The following is a 24,725-nucleotide window of genomic DNA, read 5'->3' as shown; positions in this document are numbered from 1 at the left end:
GACGAACAACCCGGACCACCCGCGCTGCTTCATCTTCATCCTTCGTCCTTCATTCCTTCTCCCCGCCTCGCCTGTTCGGCCTTCGGTCTCGCCTTGTGTGCCCCGTCTGTGCTTGTTGTTGTTCCTTGGGTTCTTCTTGGTATTGTTCCTGTGCTTGCTTGTGATGTTGTACTGGTGGGGCTTCTTGATATTCGTTGCTATTGTGTCTCCGGCGCCGCGCCCGTCGAGGGTCGTGATTGGCCATGTGTGCTTCGCCGTGAGCGCGACCGGGCCCTGGGCTCCACGGGTCGGTTCCGCGGACCGTCCGCTTCCCCGGCTTGGCCTGTGGGCGGCTGTGCGTGTACCCCGAGTGGTTGCGGTCCTGAGCGGGGCTGTGGTGATGCCTTGGTGCGGTGCGTCGTTGGAGGGACGGTCACGGTGCGTATGGGTATGGCGGTGACTTGCCCCAATCCGGCTCCGTGATGGGGCGTTGATTGGCCTTCCTGCGTCTTCCCACTGTTCCTGTCGGCCTTCTGGCTGGTGGTCTTCTGGTTGGTGATTGGGCTGTTGCTGGAATCGCTTCTCAGCGATTCCTCCACCCAGCCGTAGCGTGTGCTTGCCGCTGGTGGATAGTGGTGATGCCTCGTGCCCGGATTCGGCTGTTCCGTAGTGCGGGTCGGCCCCGGTTCTCGGGGCGCTGGAATCGCTCCTCAGGCGCGTCCGCATCAATCGCTCAGCCGAAGTAGTCGCGGTTCAACCTGTCGAGCGTGATGGTCTCGTCCGTGGCGTGTATGAATTGGACGGGCGGTTCGCCGTCCCGCTTCCAGACGAGGAGAGTGAGGTGCCTCCACACATCATCGCCCCATAGGTAGCGCTGTCGCCTGTACCATCCTGCGATGAGCCTCAAGTCCGCATCGGTGGAGCCGCGCACCGCGTCGAGGCCGGTGAGGAGCGTGAGTCGCCGTAGGTCTCGTGCCTCGCGTGTCTGGGCTCCGTCCGGCAACGCTTCGGACCAGCGGGCGGCGTCCTCCTTCGAGTAGCGGTGCCTCGCGTCGATGATCAACTCGCGTCGCTCCTCGAACGCCTGCTCCATCCAGTCATCAGCGCCGCTGACGAGCATGAAGGGTTGTGACTCCGCCCTCGGGGCGATGCACAGCTCGTCACTCGTGGTGTACACGCGCCACGGGTACGCCACGCGGGTCCGCTCGGCCTGACCGTTCCGGTGTATCGTCGCCGGGTCGAGCATCGGGTCAACGGCGGTGACGAGTCGGACATCCGCGTCGGGCCAGTACGCCCAGTGGTACGCGCAGCGGGTCCGGTCGTCCGGCATCACGGTGGAGCGGGCGACGCCGAACGTGAACGGGGCCGATTCATCCTCAGCCTCCGCCCGGAGCGCGTCATCCCCGCGAATCACGCCCTCGTCCTGCAGGAGGCGGAACAGTCGCGCCTGCGCCTCCATCCCGGAGAGGGCCGCGTTCCCCCTGGCCTGCCTGCCCCGTTGCTCCATGCTCCTCGGTCTCCTCGCCATTCGTATCCCTTCCATTCCCTGGGTTCGCTCACCGTCAGCCGGCCAATCATCCCGACCAGCAACGGTCATCCGCATCGGACACCAGCCCTTCATCCCGGCGCCCTCATCATTCAAGGTATCCCGCATCCAGCTTCACCGACGAACGGGCCCGATGAGAAGAACGAGGCGCGACATGACGGAGCGATGGGAGAGCGATGATGGACGGCGAGCGCCATGTGAACCACACCATGAAGGAGCGGGACGGTTCACGGACCGTGTTGAGTGGTCCACACCGAGCAATGGGAGAAGAAGACGAGAAGTAGCGCGGGTGGTCCTGAACCAACGCGGGGCCGATGTCACCAACGGAGAAGGGGGAGAAGCGCGGCGCGGGTGGTCCGGGTTCTTCTTCGAAGGTTCGTCGTCAGAGGTTCTTGGTGAGGACGAGAAGTGGAGGGCGCGGGGTGTGAACCAACGCCGGGTCGATGCCGCCAGTGGAAGGGGAAGGGGAGAAGCGCGGCGCGGGTGGCCCGGGTTGTTCTTCTGGTTATCCCGGACCACCCACGTTGTTCTTCTTGTTCTTCTGTCTTCTTCTGTTCCTTCTCGCCTCGTCCTTGTGCGTTCGTTCCATAACCGGTGTTAAGCCGCGTAACCGGTTCGGTAAAGCGCGTGCCAGCCGGGGGGCGTCGGTGCGGGTTCGTGGTGCTTGTCCGGCACTGCTTGGTGCCTTGTTCCTCGTGTGCGCGTGATGTTGTTGGGGGCTTGGGATCGTTGGTATTCCGGGGATTCTGGGGTGTTGCTCGGGGTTCCCGTGGTGCTTGTTGCTCCTTCGTGGCGTGTGCTTCTCCTTGTCATATGTGACTACCCGGAACGGCGTTGTTCCGGCGTTCTTGGGGGTCTGGGCGATATCGCCAGCCCTAACGGTCCGGCATCGGGCTGGACCGATGACTCCAAGGAGCGATTCCTATGGGCATGATTAGTGATGGGCGCGGTGTGAATGGCGCCCCGTGGTGCGAATGGCGTCAGTGATGGGTCCGCCGATGCGGCGCGTGGGCATTGGTGGTGGACGCGTGGCGAGACGGAAGCGGAGGCCGAGGCCGAGGCGGTGTGCCCCGGTGACCGGTTCGGTGATCGGTGGATGGGCGAGTTCTACTACAAGGAGGGGAGCCCGGCGAGCTGCAACCCGAGGCGGAACGGTGACGAGCCGGGGTTCCTCGACGTGCTGGACGAGCATGGCGCGAGGTACGTGTCGGGTCTGCGCAGGCCCCCGTCCAAGTCGCCGGTGAGGAGCGGCACGTTCCGGTTCGAGGTGTACATCGAGACGGAGGAGTGGATGAGCGCGTTGACGCTGCGCGGCTGGTTCGCCGTCGCGGGGTTCCCCGAGGTGACTATCCGCCGTGCGAGCGCGGATGAGCGGACGAGGCTGAAGTGCATCAGCAAGGACGGGCTGGCGCCGGGCGCAGAGCTGGACTGCAACGACGCGACCCTGCTTGACCCGGCGAGCAAGCGCCTCCTCCATAAGACGAACCTATTCGATAACCCGAGCGACCGGTGGGCCGTCACGGTGAACGGGAGCGCGTACGTCCCGCCGCTCACCGTGGATGGGCGCAAGCAATACGGTCGCTCCGTCGAGGACCTGCTGGGAAGCCGCCTCGCGTCCCTCGACGGGTGTGAGTACAGCATGGCGCGGGTGACCCTGCCGGATGGCCGGAGCGTGGTGCGGGCGAACGTCTGGACGGGAAGGCTCGTGCACGCCTCCGTACTGCTCGCCGCCCTGACGGGCAAGGTGGGGGATGACGCCGGGTTCAACCATTCCTCCATCGAGATAGAACGGGTCTCACGCCTGGATGTCATGCCCGACCTCGATTCGGATGGGACCATCAAGGACTACCGCCTCATCACGGAGTACCCGGACGCGGACTCGCTCCGGCCGCCCACAACACCGGCCGCCCCCATGCCGGAGGGCGGCGTGGACCCCGGCGTGAGCGACACCATCGTGGAGTCGGACGGGTCGAGCAGCGGCCTCATCCGCCCGTTCGGCACGCTGGAGTACCTGCACTGGCAGGACGTGGCGAACGAGTACGACCGGTTCGAGGCCACGACCAGCATCCCGCTCCTATGCTGGAGAGACAATCCGCTGCCCCACAGCGCGAATCAGCCGGAGTGGAGGCGGAATGACGGGCTCGTGTGGGACGACGAGATAGCCGCGTGGCGTCCGGAGGGTTCCTCCCCGGTCAGTTACGGCGAGCTGCGCGCGAAGTGGCCCACGGATGAATCGGGCGCCGGTGCGTGGGATGGCGACGAGGAGAAGTGGATAGACCCGGAGGACGCGGCCAGGCTCGTGCAGGAGCAATACGATCAGGCGTTCGCGCGCCTTCTGAAGGACCTGATTCGCCTCGCCGACGAATGGTGCAGGTACCTGCACGGGAAGTACAAGCACCTGTACGTCCAAGACGAGGACGCGGACCAGTGGTCCTGGCATGGGAAGTACCCGTGCGATGACGCGACGGAGCACTACTGCATCACGTCGCTGCGCAGCGGCATCATCCCCATCCTGTGGGACAGGCTCCGGCGCGAGTCGCCCATGCCGGGAGACGGGTTCGACTTCCCGGACCCACGCAGCATGAGGAACGGGAAGAAGCCGTGGGTCACGATGCTCGACCGGGACCAGCCAACCACCGCGTGGTGCCCCAAGTGCGGGCGACGCACGAAGCACGACACGAGCGAGCGCACGTTCCACTGCCAGTGGTGCGGGTACGAGGCGCAACGCGACAAGCACGCCGCACGGAACATGATCATCCTCGGCAAGAACCCCATCCCAAGGACCGCCCTCAAGCACGGGTACGGCAGGCCGATGGGCAACTACCAGTACAAGCCCGAGGACCAGCAGGGACGAGCCACCGGGCCCAGCTTGTCCGACCTCGGCTCACTCGTCGCCCTGCATATTGGCAATGGCGATGACGATGGCAATGGCGATGACGAGGACTGGGACTTCTGACCACGGCGCGGCGGTCGGTAGGTAGTGGGGCGGCGGCCGAGTGGAGCGGCGCCCCCCACACTAGCCGCGCCCCGCACCAAGCACCAACAAGCACCGGGCGCCGACGAGCCGAGGCACCGGCCCGAGGCAACAGCCCCGGTGAGTCCCGACACGAACCGCGACGAACCAGCCGGGCCACGCCCCACATACACGAGGGGAGCGTGGCCCGGCCCCGTTCAACGCCCCCGGAACAGGCGACCGGTGATTGAGGATACGCGGCGCGGGTGGTCTGAGTTCTTACTGAAGAAGAATGAAGGGACGAGCGCGGGTGGTCCTGAATCTTCGAGAAGCGGCGAGCGCGGTATGAGCCGAGGAGCAGATGATGTGACCCACACCCAAGCATGAGCACGACCACGGATGAAGATGAGGGGCTACGCGGGTGGTCCGGGATTATCGCTGGAGCTGGTTCCTCATCGGACCACTGCCGGGAAGTACGAGCCACTATCCTTCCTTATTGGTGCCTTAAACATTCGGCGGGGTTCACGCGGAACCATAGCCTGTACGGATCCGCGTCTTCACGACCCGCTTGTGATATAGAAGATGTGCATACCGCCTATCCGCTATTCCCCGCCTATGACACGGGAACACAGCTATAATCCGCCCCTTAAGGAATATGCGTCGCAATAGCTAAATACAGTATGACCCCCTAAATTAGCTGTGTTACTGTGTCACTTCCCCTTAAAGCCAATCAGGAGTAGGGCTGACGGCCAACACGCCTCGTTCAGATTGGGTGTGGTATCCCCGTGACACATACCCCATGCGCGTGTCAGGCGCGCTAACTCGGGCTGGAGGAGGCCCCAATACGCCGCAAGAACGTCACAATGGCACAATTACGGCACAACCACGAGCAACGAACGACACGGCCCGTAGCACAACTTCGTGATATTGAAGTATAGTGAATCGCCCGTTCGCCGGCACGCCCCTAATTCAAGGCTTAGCCTGACCAGAAGCAATCCCCCAATAAGGCGAGAAGACAACCAGCCCTTGGCGAAGGCTCGATGAGGAACCAACGCCGGGAACCTGAGCAACAATCCACAGCTTGAATGGGGAAGCAAGCCCCAACCCGCACGGCGCATCGAGACAAGGCGGTACAGAACCAATCAGGAACCAAGACAGAGGAACGACAAGCGGAGAAGCAGCCGGAGAAGGGGAAGAAGAACATCCCGGACCACCCGCGCAGCTCTTCCTCATCCTCTTGGTGCCTGTTCTGTCCCGAGGAGTTCTCTTCGGCTGATGCCGTACTCGTTCGTGACGGCGCCTTCTTGGTTCGTGCAGGTCCTGGTAGGCAGTGTTGTGGGGTAGCTGGGGCAGGTGCGGTAGTGCGATCTGTAACCGCGGCCGATATTATTATTCCTGACTCCTTGAAGGAGTTGAAGGCGTCCTTCTGTTCGTCTTGTTCCTGAGGCCCGCTCTCTGTCACCCGCCGTAAGGCGGTTGAGCGGGCTTCTCCTGTTCTTGCCCCGGACCACCCGCGCAGCCCGTTCATTCATTCTTCATCAGTGTCTTGCTTCTTGCCGTGGGGCCGTCCGTCTCCTCGCTCTCCTTGGCTCGTGTCTTGCGCGTATCGTTGGTGGGTATGAGTGATGATGGGCTGAGCGGTGCCAGTGCCGCTGATGAGCGTGGTGGTTCGAGCGAGGGGGAGGGGACCGGCGTCCCGGAGGTGGGGCGTGGTCGTTCGACGTTGCTCGCGATGATCATCGTGGTCGCGCTCCGCAAGTGGCTTGAGCAGAACCGTGGCGTTCGTCTCACGGATGATGATGTGGACGAGCTGCTGGGGGAGGTCGATGGCCTGCCCGAGTCGCTGGGCGTCATCGGGTCGCTGCGCGGGGCGGCTGCGGCTTCTATTCCCGCCTTGTCGTGGCCGCGTACGGGTATGAGTCGAGCGTGGAGCGCCGGGCCATGGCAATGCACCTTGATGCGGATGATGGCGCCCTGTACGGGCGCGAGGTCCTGCTCCAGGTGCTCATCGACATACGGGGACTAGTGGGTCTACAGCATGAGATGGAGGAGAAGCGTAGGAGCGGCGGAGCGGATTGAGGAATGCGCGGCGCGTATCGTGCCGTCGCTTGCCAATCCGGATCCGCGTAGGTACGAACCCCGCTGGAATCCGATTCGCCACGGGCGCGTAGCAGGTGGTTCCCCGTCATGGGCATCATCACCGCCCGATGCCGGATTCCGGCTGTTCCGATGTGCGGCACACGGCAACGCGGAACCGCCATGGAATCGTCCCTCATAGTCACTATCCATACGACCGTCTCGCTACCCGCTCGATGATTCGGCAATGACCGGCGCTTGAGCATCATCGTTCGATTGTCCGTTGAACAGCATTGCATGATGCATTCGTCCTGGGGCAGACTCGAACACGACCCGCATCAAGGAGGCCTCCTCACCGGGACATGTCCTGAAGCGTGGCGAGCGCCGGAGCGGGGATGACAATGATTGAGGATGAGCGGCGCGGGTGGTCCGGGTTGTTCTTCATCAGCAGCTTCGCTTCTGCCTGCCGCTTCTGTTCTTCCTGTGCCGTGTCTCGCGTGCCTGTTGTTCCGTGTTGTTCCTCGGTCTTGTTCTTGATCCGTCATCGGCTCGCCTTGTCTCGATGCATCAGCGGGTTGGGTCTTGCTTCCCCATTCAAGCTGTGGATTGTTGCTCAGGTTCCCGGCGTTGGTTCCTCATCGAGCCTTCGCCAAGGGCTGGTTGTCTTCTCGCCTTATTGGGGGATTGCTTCTGGTCAGGCTAAGCCCTGAATCAGGGGCGTGACGGTGAACGGGCGATTCACTATACTTGTATATCAGCGACTTGGAACAGCATCGAGCCAAGCACGAATAATACGCGTCCCACAACTGTTCCAGTGTTCCTCATTCCCCCTCCAATATGGCCTTGAATGAGCCTCGCAGACCGGCTTGGAACAGTAGAACGGCCTCCGGAACGGGGGTAGAACACTATTCTTGTATATCACGTTCCAGCGTTAGCCCTACTGTGGATTGGGATTCCGGACTCTGGAACAATGGAACAAGGAATTTACTGGAGCAACTATTGAATTAGCAGAATTCGCCCCTAGCCTTTAGTAGGCCGAGAACCGTGTTCCATTGTTCCAGTCGCCGAATAGTCAGATACCCTGTTACTCATTATGAATATCACGATTGAGATCGGACGACGCGGCATCGTACAGGCTATGGTTCCGCGTGGAACCCGCCGAATGTCCAAGACGCCAATAAGAAGGAAGACTGGCTCGCGGTTCCTGGCAGTGGTTCGAGGAGGAACCAACGCCGGACCGGAACACCGGCTCCGATTGAATGTGGACCCCGACCCGCACGGCGCATTGAGGCAAGGCGAGCCGAGAACGGCAAGAACAAGACCAAGGAACAACAAGCGAAGAACCGGGAAGAGAGGGGAACATCCCGGACCATCCGCGCTGCGTTCTCCTATCCTTCTGCTCCCTTGAAGATCTATGTGCTGTGTACTCCCCGCTACTGGATTCGCCGCTATACCTATGCCGCAGAATCAGTGCCGGTCCTCACTCACTCGTCTGCTCGATATGATTATGGCGTCCTTACTTGGACCTTGCTGGGGGTCGGTCCTCGCAACCCCGTCTATGACGGGTGGGCCGGCTCCCGTTCTATTCGTGCCGGGTCTAGTTGTTGGTTGGTTCCGGCTTCTCAACGATATTATGTTCCTGTTCGCCTAGTGCGAGCAGCCTTACTAATCAGGTGCATAGCCCGCGTTCTCAAGGGGCACCCCGAAGGGGGTGGGGGACGCGGGCTTCTTCGTTCTTCCCTCCTTGCATTCCCGGCGCTTCAAGGGCCCGCCCTGAGCATCCTCGGTTCATTCGTGGAGCACGTTCACGAATTGTTCTGGTCGGTGGCTCTGCTCGATAACATCCTCCGCGATATTGCCCTCGCAGTCGTGATTCTTCCCCGATTTAACCGTCTCGAAGATATTGCGCGAGTGAAGCAAGCAATGCGCGGTTCAGGCCTCCCCAGGTCTGTACGGCGTCGATTAGTAAGGAGACCCTATCATGGGTATGTCTGTTAAGACCGTCATTGAAGACGGCGTCGAAGTCCGTTACATCGATGGCATCACGGATGAGCTTATTGACTCGCTAGTCCCACGTTGGATGATGACGTGGCCATGGCGCAGGGCCCGGAACCTTATGAGGGGTCTCAAGATTGCGAGAACCCTCAACGAGGAAGGAACGTGGGGAGCCATCAAGGACGAGGAAGGCAATACTTGGCAGTTGCTGCCGTCGAAGGGCGTCCGTGAAGGATGGAGCCCGACCGTGATGGACATCAATGGGAACAGGCCCCGTCCTGACGAGTACTTCGACCCCGCGTCGATCATCGGGTATCTGATTCTTGGATTGGATTCCATCCTCTGCCAGGAATGGGAACGGAACGCGAACATCAAGGATGAGAAGAAGCGTAACAGCCAGTACCGGCTGTACGAGGCTCCAGTGTCCTCACGTGGCCCGGTTGAGATTCAGGTTGAACAGACCGCATCGAGCCTTCACCTCCAGCCGAAGGAACTCCAGTGCATTCTTATGCTTATGCGTCACGTGGATGGCGTGAAGACCGCTCGTGACGTGCTGCGCATCAATGGGACGAGCTACGAGTGGCGCCGCCGCAGAATGTGCGAGGTACAGCTTCGCGAGGACGAGGTCCCGTTATTCAGCGTCAATGTCAATACCGACGAGGATGCCATCCGTAACATCATGCCCCTTGTCGGGCAGCAAGGATTCGACCTATACACCACGAGTATGCCGTACTCGATAATCGCCACGGTCGAACACTACTTCCTGTTCAGCGACGATGGCGGCGCGGGTAAGTCCACGCTCATCGGCGCGTTCATGAGCGTGTTCAATAGCATCTCGGCCACCGTGACGAACCTCAGTAGTATGGCGCAGAAGCCCGGCTTCGACCAAGGGTACGCCATCAAGGCACTGTTGGGAACGAGGATGGCCTTCATCGACGAGGCTGGCGCAATCGACAAGTCCGTGGTCGGCATCCTCAACAGCGTGTCCACCGGTTCGCCGCAACAGGCGCGCTGGCACAACGGCGGCGAGGACTTCTGGTGCCACGACAGCCTCTACATCGGAACGAACTGTCCGGACCGGCTGGACGACCTCGATGCCAACACACGACGTAGGATAACCATCTCGTTCAAGAAGTCGGAGACCGAGGAATGGGGCGCCTGCGCAACCCGAACGGACGGCTCGCTGATTCTGGATGAGACCGGCAATGAGATGAACAAGCGTGACTACGCCATGAGCGAGGAATGCGTCGCCGAGATGTTGTTCCACGGTGTGAAGCTCATACTGAAGCGTCAGGAAGAGCTCGACCCGGACGCGGACATCCTCAAGGGCCTGTCCATGGATGACGTGGCGACTTCCGAGAACGCAATCCTCAACAGGGACGAGGAGCTTATGCAACTCGCCGAGCGTCTCCACGCCGACGAGGCGGTGCGCGCGTACATGAACGGTGAGAGCGAGGACGGTCGCTCCTACATACCCGTCGTTGCGAAGGAGATAATCCCGAGCATGCGTAACCGTGGAACCTTCTTGGAGGAACACGGCATCAAGATTCGTGGACCCAAGCGCATGTTCAAGGCCGAAGGCAAGCAGAAGCCGGTAATCGCCATCGTCGACCGCGACGCATTCCGCCCCGTGTGGGACCTCGTGCAGGACGACAAGGCGACCGAGCAGGTGCCGGAACCGAAGTGGTCCCTCGTGCCGAACGATTACACGGATAACGGCCACGCGATCATCCCGGATTGCGTCAACACGCTCGCCGCAGGAGTGAACGACTACCTCGGCGACGAGTACGACATGCACTACGAGGGTGGTGAGGACGAGACCAAGGACTACGCCGTCATCACCTACGACGACGGGAACGGGACGACCGAAGTCAGCCGGCTCGCCGTCGCTATCGGAAGCGCCGACGAGAAGACCGCGAACACCGACAGCCTCATCATCACGAGGGACACGGCAACCGTCAGGCTCGCGGACACCGGCAAGATCTACACGCTCAAGAAGTACGCCCACCTCGTGAAGCAGCACCACGGACAGCCAATCGGACAAGCCGCGCGCCGGAACGCGTCACAAGCCAGTACAACCGGCACCACCAAGACCCGCAAGTAACCACCACAGTAGACCCCGAGGAGGAACGCGGGTGGTCCGGGATTAACCGGAACCGATACCCGGAACCGAAGAACCCGGACCACCCGCGCCATCTTCATCCTTCCTTCCTCGGGTTCGGCTGACGGGGCGTGGCGCTTGCTTGGGTTCGCCGGTTAGATGACTTGCGTGGCACGGGTTGGTCGTGCGCGCTGTAGGGAAGCGATGGATTGGTTCCGTCGCCGTCTTGAAGGGATTGGTTATCATGAGGATTGAACGCGTCAGTGGCGAGGATGGCGTCACCACGATTCGCATCGTCGGCGTCGAGGCCGGTAAGGAGATATTCGACCGTATAGATGAGGCCACGGGTGACTTCGACTTCGGTGTCAGGAGCGCCTACATGGAGACGTTCCAGGGAATCAGCGTCGTCGGGCCGCTCAAGCCCGGCGCGCCGGAGCGGAAGGACGCTCTCGCGCTGATAGGGCCGGATGACGCCACGTATGGTGTGATGTTCGATGGTGGCCGGGCCGCGTGGCCGGGGTACTGGCGTCCGATACGCAGGACCGGGCCCAACGGCGAGACGTTCGACAGGAAGGCGTACTACGAGGTCGCCGAGCTTATCGGCCGCGTCATGACCGGCGAGTACGCGGTGATGGACGACGAGAAGGAGCCGGGACTGCCACTCACGCAGCACGACCGCTTCCGGCTCTTCGAGTCACGGTTCGAGCCCGGCAGCTACGCGCTGCGCGAGGTCCACTCCGACGTGTTCGGGTTGGGCAGGATGTCTTCGAATCCATACTGTCCATCCTGCACATCATCGATGGCGTACGGCACGCGAGGCGCTACGTGGACTTCGGCGACGGCACACTCATCAGGTGCCGCACGGAGCTGAGGAACTACTACGAGCCGGGCTCGACGTTCAAGTTCGAACTTGGTGAGGGGGACGTCCCGCTGTACCGCGTGAAGTCGGGCACGGATGGTTCCCCGATACAGGCGGTCGCGGACCTCATCGGGAAGACCGCGTTCGACAAGCTGAGCCGAGCCCTCCTCGCCGGCGTCCTCGACGTAGGCTGGGGAAGCTTCACCATCATCCGCGACCACACGGGGGAGGAGAACACCATCTCCAACGCCATCGTCAACGCCTACGAGCGCATGTACCGCAACGCGTCAGTGCGCGACATACGCCTCGCAAGCCTCGGGAACGGAGGAACCAACCGCGAGGGCAAGGCACTACGCGGCAAGCAGCTCGCGTTCGTGGACGGCGCCAAGGTGAAGCTCAGCGGATACACCGTCGAAGCGGGCCTGAAGCTCAGCACAGACAGGGTACTCCACATCGGGTACGGTGTGAGGGGATGGGGCGATGACTGCTTCTACACAGCACGCGCATGGATATACATCCCCACGAACAACCCCGACAAGCTCACGCGGAAGACCTACATGGACGCCCGCAAGATCAACGTGAACTTCAAGAAGACCACGCCACAGGACTGGAACAAGGAAGTCACCACCGCCACGGGCGAACGGATGCCCCTCGCCCAGTACATCACCACGGACGAGTTCATCAGCGCGACCATACGGCACGCCCTCAACACCTGCCTCGACAAGCACATCAGCGAACCCACGAACGGAATCTGCGCCGAGAACTGATTGATAAGGCAAGGAAGCGGCGCGGGTAGGACGGGCTAACCGACGTGCTCGGGCGGGACGGATGAAGGATGATGAAGCAACGCGGGTGGTCCGGGATTATCTCAAGAACATTCCGGACCACCCGCGCCACGTGTCCTCGGCGCCTTCAATCAAGCGATTCATCATCACGCCCATGCGCCCGTTCTTCGGCCCTATTCATACCCGGCACTGGTACCGTGCGGGGCTCCGGACCGCGGGTCTGCTCGATATTATGAGTTCCGTGGGGATGCTGATTGATTCGTGAAGGTTCCAATCCTCCCAATCCCCACGGCGCGTGATTAACCGAGCACGCGCGTCAAGTGGTCAGGAAGCGGCGCTCGCTGGTGGTCAGTCCACCACGGGCGCCGCTTCTTATTCCGGCTCCGCTTCTATTCCGTTCCTCCAGTCCTCGGGTCTGCGCTTACCTGCTCCGGCCCTGCTTCCTTCCCGTCCGTGCCCGGCGGTCGTCGATGGCCTCCAGCCGGGGCTCCTCGGCTTCTACCGGCTGGTTCCCGCATGGTATCGGGGCGTATCGGCTTGTTGGTATTGGGGATTGGTGCACTCCGGTGTTGTTGCGTGAGTGCGGCTGGATATTAACTAGTGACAGCAACTTGATATACATCATGCATCAATCGCACATCGCATCAGTCGCACATCATTCAGCGCGCATCACCGGATGGTGCGGCCGAATCACCAGGCCCCGGTAGGTGCGACGCAGGGGTGACGCAGGAAGGAGGCGCATCATGGCGCGGAACGGTGCAGGCGTGACCGTCGTGAATGGAGCGGATGGAACTGGCATGCCAAGCGCCACGCGGACGGACGGGGGGAACGGCAACGGGAGTGATGGGAACGGCGCGAATGGCGCGATCACTGGGCAGGGGAACAGTGCTACCGACACGGCGCCGTCGAAGCCCATGATTGACGGCGACGACTCGGTGCTGTGCATGCCGGACCGTATAGCGTCGACGCGCTGGGTCCTCACGTTCCCTTACCCGAGCCCCGTCACTTGGCTCACGCTCCGTGCGCATGAAGCGAGGTACGTGGGGTCCGCGCACGCGATGGGGGACGGGTCGCTGAGGTGCATCGTGTACCTGGAGACGGACTGGATGAGGGGCGACCAGCTCGATGCCTGGTTCCACGGCCCGGGGTCCCGTCTCGTCACCATCCGCCGCGCCACGGGCCGCACCGCATCAATCCCCTACGTCAGGGGTGCGGAGCGGAACGGCGACGTGACCGGGCCGTGGGCGAACGACCCGGAGCTTCTCCAGCCGTCATGGCTCCTCCGTGACGAACCTGCGCCGCCCGTCCCGATTGGCCTCGCGGTACCAGCCGACACGGCGAAGCGCGGCCCAGTCGAGTCAGGAGGCTGGCTCATCACCATCAGCGCGGCCGCCCTCACCGACGAACCACACGCGGCTGGAACCACACACGCGGGGGAAGACGTCAAGCATTGGACCGAACCGGCCACACCTACACCCATGCCCGGCCTCAGCCATGACGGCGACATCACGACCATCCTCGAATCCATCCGTGGCGTAAGCATCACGAGACACCGGTTCACGATGCTCCACGGCGACCCCACTTACGAGTACCACGTGAAGACCAACGAGACGCGCAACGCTAAGTACATCCGCAGCCGCCTCACCAAGGGCCTCACCACGCTCCCCGGCACCACGCTCACCGACGCGCTCCGCATCACGCCCACCGAGTGACCACGCCCCAGCGAGGATCCGCTCCGAACCAGCGGCCCCCAACAGTAGGAGGGAAGACAACACCCAACTTGAAGGGAAGGGCGCGCCCGGCCGACACGGCCCAACACCATGGCAAGACGCACGAGCCCGACAGGGATAGCGGCAGGGGAGAAGAGTGCGGGCGAGGGCAAGTATAGAAGTGGCGGCCGTAGCTCCTTGGGGGATGGCCACGGCCGCCGTTATGCATTGCCCCTGATGGGACGTTCTAATCATACGAGCCCATTCGATTCCTCGCCAACATGGGTCGGGAATCGGATGATAGCGAATCAGCGGTAGGTAGCGGCCGGCGGTTATTAGGAAGACCGACGAGCCGGCCGCCACGTCGCCCGAGCTCGACCTAATAGCCTCGGACGCACCACCATCGTACCCGCATCGAGGCGGGGAACCCAACCACACGTCCACATGACCCATAGCGTCACGGCGCCCAACGGGTCCGCCGACCGGCCGGTTAGATACTCAGCGCAACAGTGAAGCGGGGGCCGGCGGCCGGCGCCGCCCCGCGGGTCGGAAGGAGAACCAGCAATGCTACGGTCAATCGTCATCCTCATCCTCGCCATCATGGCGTTCGTCATCACGGGCAGCCTCGCCGCGTGGCTCGACGAGAAGCACCACACGGGCATCGCCCGCATCCTCATGCTCCTCAGCGTCACCAGCGGCGGGTACGTCGCATGGCGCGTCCTCAGCCTCGCCCTCGGGTTCCTCGGACCCGGCGTGAGCCGCATCATCCTCGCCGTCATGGTCCTCGCCCTCGCCGCCGTGATCGGCATCGTCTACCTCCGCATCGACGCCCAGCGCAAGGCCGCGCGCCGAGCACCACGGAACCTCGACGGGGAACGCATCATCAAGCAGTAACGGACTCAACCAGCGGCACGACCCCACGAGCCGAAGGAGAAGCGAAGGGAATGAAGGCGGCGCGGGTGGTCCGGGTTACTCCGCAAGGCCGAGGAACAGGAGAAGAAGGCCGGTGAAGGAAGCAGCGCGGGTGGCCGGGTTAATTATGGGAACGACCCGCGTCCGTGTTCTTGCTCCTCCGCCTCCTTGGTCCTGCTTGCCTCCGGGCGGTTAGATATGTGGCGAATAGGTTGTTGGGGCGGCTCGCCTATGGCCCTCACCGGCGTGGTTAAGCGGTGTGGGGATTGTTGGGAAGGAACTTGGAATGATTACTATGAGTGGATTAGCGCGTAGGGGAGGGCGTAGGCTGATCGCCTCCGTGGCGGTGCTCGCGTCCCTCGCCGCAATGGCGGTAGGGACCGCAGGCATCGCTAACGCCGATGCGACAGACGCCGCGTCCATCACCCTGAGCTCGATCGCGGGCCCCAGCCTGAAGGGGCGCGACTTCACCGCGTATAAGCTCGGGAGCTACACGGACGTGAAGCTCACGTCTGATGGGAACTCGGTGGATTCGTTCTCCATTAGTCCTGAGGCCGGGGTGGTGGCGCTCGCCGCGCAGGCCGCGACCGACGCGGGTATCGACACGAGCGGGATGGGCGGCTTGGACGCGCTGAACTACGTGCTCAGCGGGTCCGAGTCCGGTACCATCACCACCGCGCAGCTCAGCGCGTTCTCCCGCTCTCTCGCGAAGCTGCTCGTTGGCGCGGATGGTGCGGTCGGTGGGGATGACCCGGTGAAGGCCAGCGTCTCGACGTCGCCGACTAGTGGCTGGGAACTCACATTGGGTCTCACGGAGGGGTACTACCTCATCGTGGAGAACCTTGAAGGCGGTAAGGTCATCGCGGATGATGGTTCGTTCGCTTCGGGCCAGCCGATCATGGTGGGCACGAAGTTCGTCGTGGACGGAGCTAAACTGGAGCTCTCGAAGAAGTATAAGGGACTGTTCCTTGGGCAGGCCGTCGTGAAGAGCAACGTGTTCCATCTGGGCAAGTGGGCGTATCAGGGAAGGTCGTCCATCACCGGTGCCGAGGGGCTTAACCCTCCGCTCGTCGGCTCCGCGGGGAGCCCCGACGCGCCGCTGAATACGGAATTCACTATAGAATTCACGATACCGAATCGTATGACGTACGGGAAGTGGTTCATCAGCGACACCGCCGCGAACGGGTACTCGGCCCCGACCGACAAGTCCGTATTCACGGTCTCTGGTGATGATGAGGTGAATGCGGCGCTCCGTTCGAAGATACGCCTCGGTTATAAGGCGGAGGCGAACGCCGACCATACGGATGTCGTGCTCACGCCGGACCCGAATAGCTGGGCGCTCGTGGGGGACACATCCGATTCGGACGCGTTCACGCGGTACTTATACGAGTTGTACAATGACTACCATACAGAGGCAGATATCCAGTATACCGCGAAGAAGACCGGCGGTAATGACCGGGATGGGAACATCTCACGGAACACTATCAGTGGCGGGGAGTTCCTTCTTGGCGGCGGGTACGTCCCCGGTGCAGCCACCGCCGAGATCGGCTCGTACGACGTCATCATCCGTAAGACCGGCGTGGACGGGACCCCCATCTTCGGTACCGGGTTCGCCGTATCCAACAACTTCGAGAACTACTGCGCCTCCACGGACACGCACGAACTCTTCCGGGACGATAAGCTCTGCAACATGGACTACGCCAACGCGCGTAACGGGTACGTTCCACAGGGGGACCCCGTGAGTGCGGATGGGAAGTACCGCACCGAGCTCCTCACGGGCGACGCCAACCTCGACGGAACGGTAAGCCCGGACGAGGCGAAGGCGAACACGGCGGACATCCGCCTCAGGCTCTGGAGCTGGGATAGCCAATTGGGTGACAACAAGTTCTCCTTCACGGAGACGAGCGCCTCACGGGGTTACATGAACCCGCTCAGGGGCAAGCACTTCGCCATCACCATTGGGAGTAACGACTCAGTTGAAGACGACTATGGTCGTGTTGGTCGGGCCACGTCCTTCTCCCAGTACACCGACGAGAATGGGAACAAGGGCGGTATCGGCTTCAGCACCGACGCGCCCGCGTGGGTCACGTTCGAAGGCTACAGCGAAGCCGACCACGCGTACATCATCAACGTGAAGGACCCGAAGAACCTCAGCGAGCTTGCACAGACCGGCGGGTACGGCATCATCATCGCCAGCATCCTCGCCGCCCTCGTCCTCACCGGCGCCGTCATCACCATCCGGCACGGCATCCGGGACGCGAAGCGCGAAGCACGAGCCCTCGCCGCCTAACCCACCGAAGGCACAAGAAGCAAGGGGCAGGACCAGAACGCCAGGCCAGCGGCGAACGGACAGAATGGCCCCCACTGATGGCCCGGTAGTGGCGAATGAAGCAACGCGGGTGGTCCGGGATAATCATGAACATCCCGGACCGCCCGCGTTCTTATTCTCCCATAGTTGCTATTCCCACGTGCTATCCACGGCTGCTATTCCAACGCATCTCCCTGCTTCTCTTGCCCCCCGGTTATTCAGGACCACCCGCGCTGCCTACCTCTTCTTCCTTCTCTTCCTTCGCTTCGTTCGGCCCGGCAGGTTCAGGACCACCCGCGTTAATGCTCGTCATCCTTCTCACCAACACACACGGCGTTGCGTGGCGTGATTGGCGTGTGCTGGCTGGGGATTGGGGAAGTTCCCGACTTGGCATATTGGCACCTTCCCACAATGCCACTCAGCCCTACTCCCGCTTGGGATTCGTGGATATTGGGCAGGCCGCCGGGCGGTCCGTCCCAAGGGGTTCCGGCCGGCTGTAGTGGAAGCACCAGTGCCGCTGGCGTTCGCGCCGCTGAACGGGTATGGACCCGTACCAGCGGGATGACGAGGCGACTGGCGGTCGATGAAGGGAGAATGTCCAATGCTCAGCAACGTGCTCGGAATGGCGAGCGTACTAGGAATGGCGAACGCACCGGCAGACGTACCAATGCCGTGCTCGTTCGGCGCGTGGAGGTGTCTTGTGGCAGTCGTGTGCGTCGCGATCATCATCCTCGCCATGATGGCGCAGGCGCTGTCGTGGAACCGCCGCATGGAGCTGCGTGGGGCGGGCCGGTGCGAGGAATCCGAACGGTACCGGCGACGCGCATGGGCGGCGCGCATCATCATGTTCCTCGTCACCATCATCCTCGGCCTTGTTGCGGTGTTCCCGACACCGGATCCGGTCCTCGCGGCAACGTTCCTCCTCACCGGTGCGGGCGTCGACATCCTCGTGATGAGGAGCTGCATGGTGGCGATACGGGCCCGCTGCGACGAAGCGTACGACGCCGGGTACGAGGACGGCTCGCGAGAAGCGGGCAGGAACCAGACGCCGGTCCCGACCGACGCTCAGGCAGGCAACGAACCGGCAGCAGAACCAACGGACACGTTCAACGAATGACCACACGCTCAGGGCCGAGACCAGGCATGAGCGCCGCCGTGATGGCGATGACCCAACCGCACCTGACCCATCACGCCCACGGAGGAGCGATGGGTCGATGGTGAGACCGAACCGACCGGGAACGGGACCGGTAGGCGGATGAAGAATGGAGAACTGGCGCGGGTGGTCCGGGATAACCGTTAGAACAACCCGGACCACCCGCGCTTCTTCAATCTTCTTCTTCATTCTCCGTGGTCGTCCTATTGTTCCTTCGCCGTCACCGGTCGATGGGTCCCGCCGCGTCGTGTTCCTCCTCGTTCTTCTTCCCGGTCTTCCAGATGCGGTTCTCGTCGTCCTGCGGCTCCTCGCCGGTTAGATGCATGGCGAGTAGCTGATGGCCACCGTTCCGCGCCCCACCATCCGTGACGGGGCGGGGCGTGTGGCTGGTGAACCGTGAGAAGAAGGAGCAAGTGATGAGCAGATTGGGATGGACCAGCGACCGGCTTCGTGGGCGGCGCGTGACGATGAGCGCCGCGAGGAGATTCGGTGCCGCCATGCTGGGCGTGGCGATGCTGATTGGTTGCGGCGCCGCCGCGTGGGGCACCGTGGAGAACGGCGCCGCGTGGGGCGTGGATGAGCCGTCGAGCGGCGTGGTGCAGCGGACGGTGGGGGTGGCCGCCAAGCAGGGCGACGCCACCACCAAGGCGAAGGTGCGGGTAGCCGCGCGACAGTCCGAGGAGAAGCGGATAGCGGATGAGGCCGCCGAGTTGAAGGCCGGGCTGGAGCAGGCGAACGCACAGGCCGAGGCGAACCACCAGGCACGGCAGGCGCAGGCACGCGAGAGCGCCGAGAAGGCGAAGCTCGAACAGGCGAAGGTCCCGGCGCAGGCGCAAGCACAGGAGAAGCAGGAGCAGGCGCAGCCGCAGGCTCAGGTACAGCAGGCGCAGGCCCAGCCGCAGGCGCAACCCGCACCGGCCCCCGCTCCCGCGCCGAGCGGCCCGGTGGACCACCCGATAGCCCGCGTATGCGGCCCCGTGTCTCAACCAGCGGATTGCCAGGGCGCCATCGACCAGGGTGGCCTCGTGCAGAGCAACTACTACCCGTTCGGGTACCAGTCGCTCGGCCTCCATACCATCTTCGCGGCGCACAACAACAGGGGCGGCGCGTGGATACTCAACGTGAATGTCGGTGACGTCATCAGCATCGGTGGTGTGAGGTACCGCGCCACGAACCGCCAGACCGTCATGAGCGGCGGGTACGCGGATGTCATCTCGTCGATGATATTGCTCCAGACATGCGACTGGAGCGGCGGCACCGCCCAACTCATCACGCTCGAACGCATCTGAGCGGCATGGGAGCGTCACCAGCAGGGAATAGCGGGGACCCAACGCGATGACGCGGCACCGAATGGCAGGAACGGCGAACCGGGCAGGAGCGCCGCGAGTAGCCCTCCACAACACGACGAGGCACGGCCGACCCGCGTGCGGCCGCGAGTGGTCAGGAACCAACACGGGTCGATGACCAATAGGGAGAAGGGAAGAACAACGGCAGCGCGGGTGGTCCGGGTTGTTCATGATTAACCCGGACCACCCGCGCCGCCTTCCCCCTTGCTTCCTTCGGCTGTCGGTATCGGCTTGGGGAATCCCCTCGGAGATCAGCCGCATACGAGCTGGTCCTCGCCTTCTTCTCACCGCGGGGTGTGTGGCGTTCCTGCTCCGTGGTGCTTGCCGTCCTTGTGCCTCGCCGTGGTCTCGGCCTCGTCGGGCTCCTGCGTCGGTTCTTGCTCGTCGGGTTCATGTGGATATTGGGTTCTCGTCATGCGGGTCGTCACCAGCGTTGCTGGTGGTGGCCCGTTCGTGTTGCTGGTGCTCGTCATTCGTGGTGCTGGCTGTGGTGCTGATTGGAGGGGCTGGTGATGGGGCTGAGGGCTCACTTGAGGAACGGGTCGGGGCCGGGGTACGTGCCGTGCCAGGCTGAGCGGAGGGCGTGCCCGTATGGTGCGGCGGCCCACATGATGTTCGAGGACGTCGTGGCCCTCGCCCAGTATGACGAGGTGACGGACTCGGGGTCGTGGGACCTGCTCCGCCCCGATTCGAGGGAATCGCTGGAATCCGGGTACCGGGCGGACCCGACGTTCGTGCGTCACGCGGTGGAGGCCGGGTACGCCCGTCAGGTCACGCGTGAGGATGAGGCGGCTGCCGGTCCGAGCCGCGGCGTGGATTGGGGGAACCCGTCAACGGACGTGGAACGCGAGCTCGCCGCGCTCGACGCTCGCGTGGCGGGTAGGCGCGCCGACTGCATCATCCGCTCCATAGGCATGGGCGACAGGCTCGAAGGCCTCCCGCGCGAGCTCATCCGGGAGGAGCTGCTGGACCTCGCGCAGGATGGGACCATTCCACCGGACGGGGCGGTCATGCTCATTCGCCTCGGCGGCTTCGAGCACTCCGCGCCGTCGAGCGCCAAGCCGGCCGCCCCAGGCGTGCCCCTCATGGGAGCCAACCTACGGGCGGACGAGGCCGGGGCCGCGCGCGGGGCGAGGAGCCTGAGGGCCGCCGACCCGGCAGCCGCCCACGAGGCGCAGGTGAACCTCGCCAGTCGACTCGGCGTGTACCTCGGCCCGGAACCACTCGCCGCCGGCCCCGACGTCATCCGCGCGTACCGGGACAGCCTGCCCGGCCTCGCCGAGCAGCAGCTCAGGAGCAACGCGGAGCGGGCGGGGCAGGACGTCGCCACCGCCATGGCGTACCTCGACCCTCTCGGCGGCTGGATGCCGCGCATCGCCCCGTCCCTGCCGACACCACCATCGTGGGACGAGCTCGCCGACGACCCCGACACGCTCGCCTCCAGCCTCGCCGGGTTCGACGGGGGAAGGGCGGGCGACTCCAGTCCCGCGTCGAAGAAGCAGCTCCTCACCGCGTGCGTCGACTACTACCGGGCCATGCGCGACGGTGATTGGGATGAAGCGTCAATGGCCGCCGAGGACATCGCCATCACCACCCGGTACGAGGAACCATCGCCATACTGGGGCAACAACAGCCACAACGTGAGGATCAACGGCGTGCGCGGCACCGGCATCGAAGCCGCCCCGTTCCTCGCTTGGTGCGCGAAGCACGGTGCCGGGATGAGCAAGCCGAGCGACGTCCCGCGCCATCTCCACGGAGCATCCGAGCCCTACCCCGACCATTACCCGGTCACGTACCTGCCCGCCATCACCAACTACGCGAGGTATGGCGGCACCGCGCTCACACCGGACGGGCACGTCATACAGGACGGGAAGGAATGCGCGAAGCGCGCCCTCACGAACCTCATTAACGGGAACATACCCCAGGCGCAAGGCGAGCCCGCCACCGGGAAGGCCAAGCGGCAACAAGCCGCACAAGTCACACGAACCGTCCTCACGCACGCCCTCGACGCAGGCCTCGACCCGCATCAGGCAGACATCCTCGCGAACCTCACGCCAATCCCCGATTAACGCAAGAACAACCCGGACCACCCGCGCCCGCCTTCACCTTCTTCCCTTGCCGAGGCGCTTCGGTTATTCCGGACCACCCGCGCCGTCTCCCATCTGCTCCTTCTCCAATCAATCAGTCCGTCGCGTCTGCGCTCGTGTTCCCCTGTTCGGATATTCGCTTGTCATCGTCGGGTCGTCGCCCAGCCTGTGGTGCTGGCGGCGGCCCATCCTGTTGCTGGAGGAGGGTAATGATGAGAGCGCACCTGACGAGGAACAAGGCCGGCGAGTCCGTGTGGAGGGTCTGTCGCGCGACGCAACGCGCGTGCCCGCTGGGGGAGGCGGCGCACCGCGAGTTCGACTCGATGAGGGCGGTGCGCCAATGGTCCGTCCTCCAGCACTACCAGGATGACCTCGGCGTGACCCTGCCGGCCAGCCTCACCGGGATAGGCGTCGGCCACGAGGTGCCGGACGGGGCATGGCTCGACGCCCTCGCTGAGATGCAACCCGCCATCGAAGCCGCCGAGCAACAGGCCTACGAGGCCGAGCAAGCCGACCCCACAAGCAACGAGCCCGCCACGAGGGGCCTCCGCAAGACCGCCAAGCGCCAAGGCCTCCGCAAGACCACGGAACCCCCAAGCGGCGACAAGCCAAGCGACCCGCAATCAGGGGAGAAGGAAGGGGAGAAGAACGGGCGCGGGTGGTCCGGGATTACCGATGGGTCGGGTACCGATGGGCCGGGTCCTGATGTGGGGGAGCCGAGCGAGGAGGAGCGGGCGGCGGGGGAGGCGCGTTCCGAGCGCATCACGACGCTACTCACTGACCGTATCCCGCTCATGGATGACAGGCATGGTAAGGTCCCGGAGCTGAGGTCCACGGATGACGTGGCGAAGGCGAACGGCCGCCTCGCCACGTACCTCGACAGGAACTTCGACGGTGACCGGGAGGCGGCGACGCTCGACGCGCTTCGGTCCCTGTACCCCGGAGCGGACATCCAGCCCTTCGACGTGTACGCTCCCGAGGCGGAGCAGCCCACGAGCCAGCGCTTCCCGAGCAGGGCCGCGCGCGAGGACTTCCTGAAGCGCCGCGTCGAGGAGGTCCGCCGCTTCAGGGCGAACCGCATCATGGAGACGGGGGACAGGGAATCGACCAGCACGTACTATGACGCGACGAACGACCGGGTCATCTTCGTGACGCGCGGCAAGAGGGTCGCGAAGAACATGTACCCGAACGCGTACTTCCGTGGCACGGGGCAGAACCTCAGGAGCTTGAACTTCGGCTCCGTGCTCGCGGCCTCCGCCGTCGCGAGGGAGATGGACAGGGAACCCGGACTCGCCCCATCCGCGCGCGCCGACACGGTGCAGGTCATGCTCCAGCCCGGCAGGGACAGCCGATGGGCGGCCGCGAACCACGCATGGGCGTGGGGTCCCGGCAGCATCAGCAGCGACAACACGGACTGGTACCTCGATGACGTGAGGGACCGCCTCCGCCGCTCCGGTGTGGACCCCACCGGGTTCCCGACCCTCACGAGGAACCCGGACGGCTCCATCCCCGACCCCGGCACCGCCGTCGATTACCGGAGGCGCGTGGACGAGTGGTGCGACGCGAGAATCAGCGAGGTGCGTGACCCCAGCGGGAAGCCCACGAACCAAGTGGCGTACCTCGAACGGATACAACGCGACACGAAGCGCTGGGCCGCGCCCGCCACGCTCGCCACCGAGGACGCGCACGGCAGGTACCGCCGCGCCATCGGCAACATCCTCGACGACGAATCCAACGGGCAGATGAACAGGATGTACGCGAAGCGGGCCAACAGCGCCTCAAGGGCGAAGGTCTTCGAGTACAAGAAGAACAGGGACGAGGAGCACGACATGGCGGTACGCTCCAGCAGCTTCGCCCGCATCTTCGGGGGACGCCACATGGAGCTCGACGACAGCGCCGACCTCGACAAGTTCCACCGGCTCGACCGTGAGTTCGACGGATGGAGCCGCGCACTCCCCGAGCAGGTGGACCACGACACGAACTTCCGGTTCCGCTTCACCGGCAACCACAACGCCACCGGCCTCTACTTCCCCGGCATGAAGGAGGTCATCGTGGACCCGCGCCATCCCGACAGCCTCACGCACGAGTACTTCCACAACCTCGACTACACGAAGGCGAGAGACGGTCAGCTCAGCATGGACCCCACGTTCCGCGGCATCGTGCGCGACTACAAGAACAACATCGACCGTAAGGCCATGGGCGGCACGAACCCGGAACGCTACCTCGCCCCCACGGAGGTGTTCGCCCGCGCCGGCGAGCTCTACATGAGGTGGAAGCACCCCGACAGCGGCTCCAGCTTCCTCAAGACCAAGGAGACCTACGAGACCCGGTTCGACTACGCGCCGCTGCTGAAGCACAAGCAGGAGATCATCCAGCTGTTCGACAGCATGTTCAACAAGCAGTGAGCCCGACCAGACACAGGGCGGCCAACACGGCCAAGCCCCAGCCAACAGAGAAGAAGACGCGCACCGGGCGAAGACCAACCCGACGAACGAGGGGGAGGAGAAGGCGAGCGCGGGTGGTCCGGGTTCTTCAGGACCTGGAGCGGCAGGCGAAGAAGAAGGAAGGGTGTGGCGCGGGTGGTCCGGGATTACCGCAAGAACATCCCGGACCACCCGCGTTGCTTCTCAATCGCGTTGCTCCCCAACGCGTGCCTCAGTCGCGTTGCTCCTCATCAATCCATCGTTCCGCCAGCGTGCTCATTCGCCCTTATTCGGGTGGCCATTCGTACCGCTTCTCGGCTGCTTGTTCGTGCCGTGGCGTTCGGCCGGTTAGATACACGGTGGTTCGCCGGGGTGCCGCCCGGTGGTTCGCCGGTTAGATGCGTTGTGGTTCACAGGCGTCCGGCTGGTGATTGCCGGTTAGATGCATGGTGAGCCGCGCGGGGGATGGCCTGCGGGTCCGGGTACGGGTCCT

The 24,725-nt window shown here is 63.7% G+C and carries 14 protein-coding genes; 13 read left to right on the top strand and 1 reads right to left on the bottom strand.

Annotated features, from left to right (window positions below):
- Nucleotides 1-712 precede the first annotated feature (712 nt).
- A complete protein-coding gene (locus tag G1C97_RS02540) occupies nt 713-1,507 on the bottom strand; it encodes a hypothetical protein (RefSeq protein WP_169240388.1) in 795 nt (264 codons plus the stop codon).
- A 1,114-nt stretch (nt 1,508-2,621) separates the two neighbouring features.
- Here G1C97_RS02540 and G1C97_RS02535 point away from each other — a divergent pair.
- The 13 genes from G1C97_RS02535 to G1C97_RS02475 all read left to right on the top strand — a co-directional run bounded on the left by G1C97_RS02535 (nt 2,622) and on the right by G1C97_RS02475 (nt 24,214).
- On the top strand, nt 2,622-4,481 hold the full coding sequence (locus G1C97_RS02535; RefSeq protein WP_169240387.1) for a zinc ribbon domain-containing protein: 1,860 nt from the start codon (nt 2,622-2,624) through the stop codon (nt 4,479-4,481).
- Between the two features lie 1,615 nt (nt 4,482-6,096).
- Nucleotides 6,097-6,504, top strand: coding sequence for a hypothetical protein (locus G1C97_RS02530; protein WP_169240386.1), 408 nt, complete (start codon nt 6,097-6,099; stop codon nt 6,502-6,504).
- A gap of 2,031 nt (nt 6,505-8,535) precedes the next feature.
- The gene (locus G1C97_RS02525) at nt 8,536-10,653 is read left to right on the top strand and encodes a primase-helicase family protein (protein WP_169240385.1); all 2,118 of its coding nucleotides are present in this window, start codon (nt 8,536-8,538) and stop codon (nt 10,651-10,653) included.
- A gap of 241 nt (nt 10,654-10,894) precedes the next feature.
- On the top strand, nt 10,895-11,521 hold the full coding sequence (locus G1C97_RS02520) for a hypothetical protein (protein ID WP_169240384.1): 627 nt from the start codon (nt 10,895-10,897) through the stop codon (nt 11,519-11,521).
- Entirely contained in the window at nt 11,476-12,276 is an 801-nt protein-coding gene (locus G1C97_RS02515) for a hypothetical protein (protein ID WP_169240383.1), read from the top strand. The genes G1C97_RS02520 and G1C97_RS02515 overlap by 46 nt, the downstream gene beginning before the upstream one ends.
- Before the next feature lie 61 nt (nt 12,277-12,337).
- Nucleotides 12,338-12,559: a hypothetical protein gene (locus G1C97_RS02510; RefSeq protein ID WP_169240382.1), complete on the top strand. Its 222-nt coding sequence runs from the start codon at nt 12,338-12,340 to the stop codon at nt 12,557-12,559.
- Between the two features lie 820 nt (nt 12,560-13,379).
- Nucleotides 13,380-14,006: a hypothetical protein gene (locus tag G1C97_RS02505; RefSeq protein ID WP_169240381.1), complete on the top strand. Its 627-nt coding sequence runs from the start codon at nt 13,380-13,382 to the stop codon at nt 14,004-14,006.
- Between the two features lie 561 nt (nt 14,007-14,567).
- Entirely contained in the window at nt 14,568-14,897 is a 330-nt protein-coding gene (locus G1C97_RS02500) for a hypothetical protein (RefSeq protein ID WP_169240380.1), read from the top strand.
- 304 nt (nt 14,898-15,201) lie between these two features.
- The gene (locus G1C97_RS02495; RefSeq protein ID WP_169240379.1) at nt 15,202-17,205 is read left to right on the top strand and encodes a hypothetical protein; all 2,004 of its coding nucleotides are present in this window, start codon (nt 15,202-15,204) and stop codon (nt 17,203-17,205) included.
- A gap of 718 nt (nt 17,206-17,923) precedes the next feature.
- Nucleotides 17,924-18,340 carry a hypothetical protein gene (locus tag G1C97_RS02490; protein WP_169240378.1) on the top strand — a complete coding sequence of 139 codons (417 nt, stop codon included), beginning with the start codon at nt 17,924-17,926 and terminating at the stop codon, nt 18,338-18,340.
- A 452-nt stretch (nt 18,341-18,792) separates the two neighbouring features.
- The gene (locus tag G1C97_RS02485; RefSeq protein ID WP_169240377.1) at nt 18,793-19,665 is read left to right on the top strand and encodes a hypothetical protein; all 873 of its coding nucleotides are present in this window, start codon (nt 18,793-18,795) and stop codon (nt 19,663-19,665) included.
- 665 nt (nt 19,666-20,330) lie between these two features.
- The gene (locus G1C97_RS02480; RefSeq protein ID WP_169240376.1) at nt 20,331-21,791 is read left to right on the top strand and encodes a hypothetical protein; all 1,461 of its coding nucleotides are present in this window, start codon (nt 20,331-20,333) and stop codon (nt 21,789-21,791) included.
- Between the two features lie 227 nt (nt 21,792-22,018).
- Nucleotides 22,019-24,214, top strand: a complete 2,196-nt coding sequence (locus G1C97_RS02475) for a hypothetical protein (protein WP_169240375.1) — start codon at nt 22,019-22,021, stop codon at nt 24,212-24,214.
- Nucleotides 24,215-24,725 lie beyond the last annotated feature (511 nt).

This window comes from Bifidobacterium olomucense (assembly GCF_012932375.1).
Lineage (GTDB): Bacteria > Actinomycetota > Actinomycetes > Actinomycetales > Bifidobacteriaceae > Bifidobacterium > Bifidobacterium olomucense.
The sequence above is the reverse complement of the archived record's forward strand: the minus strand, read 5'-3'. Positions and strand labels throughout refer to the sequence as shown.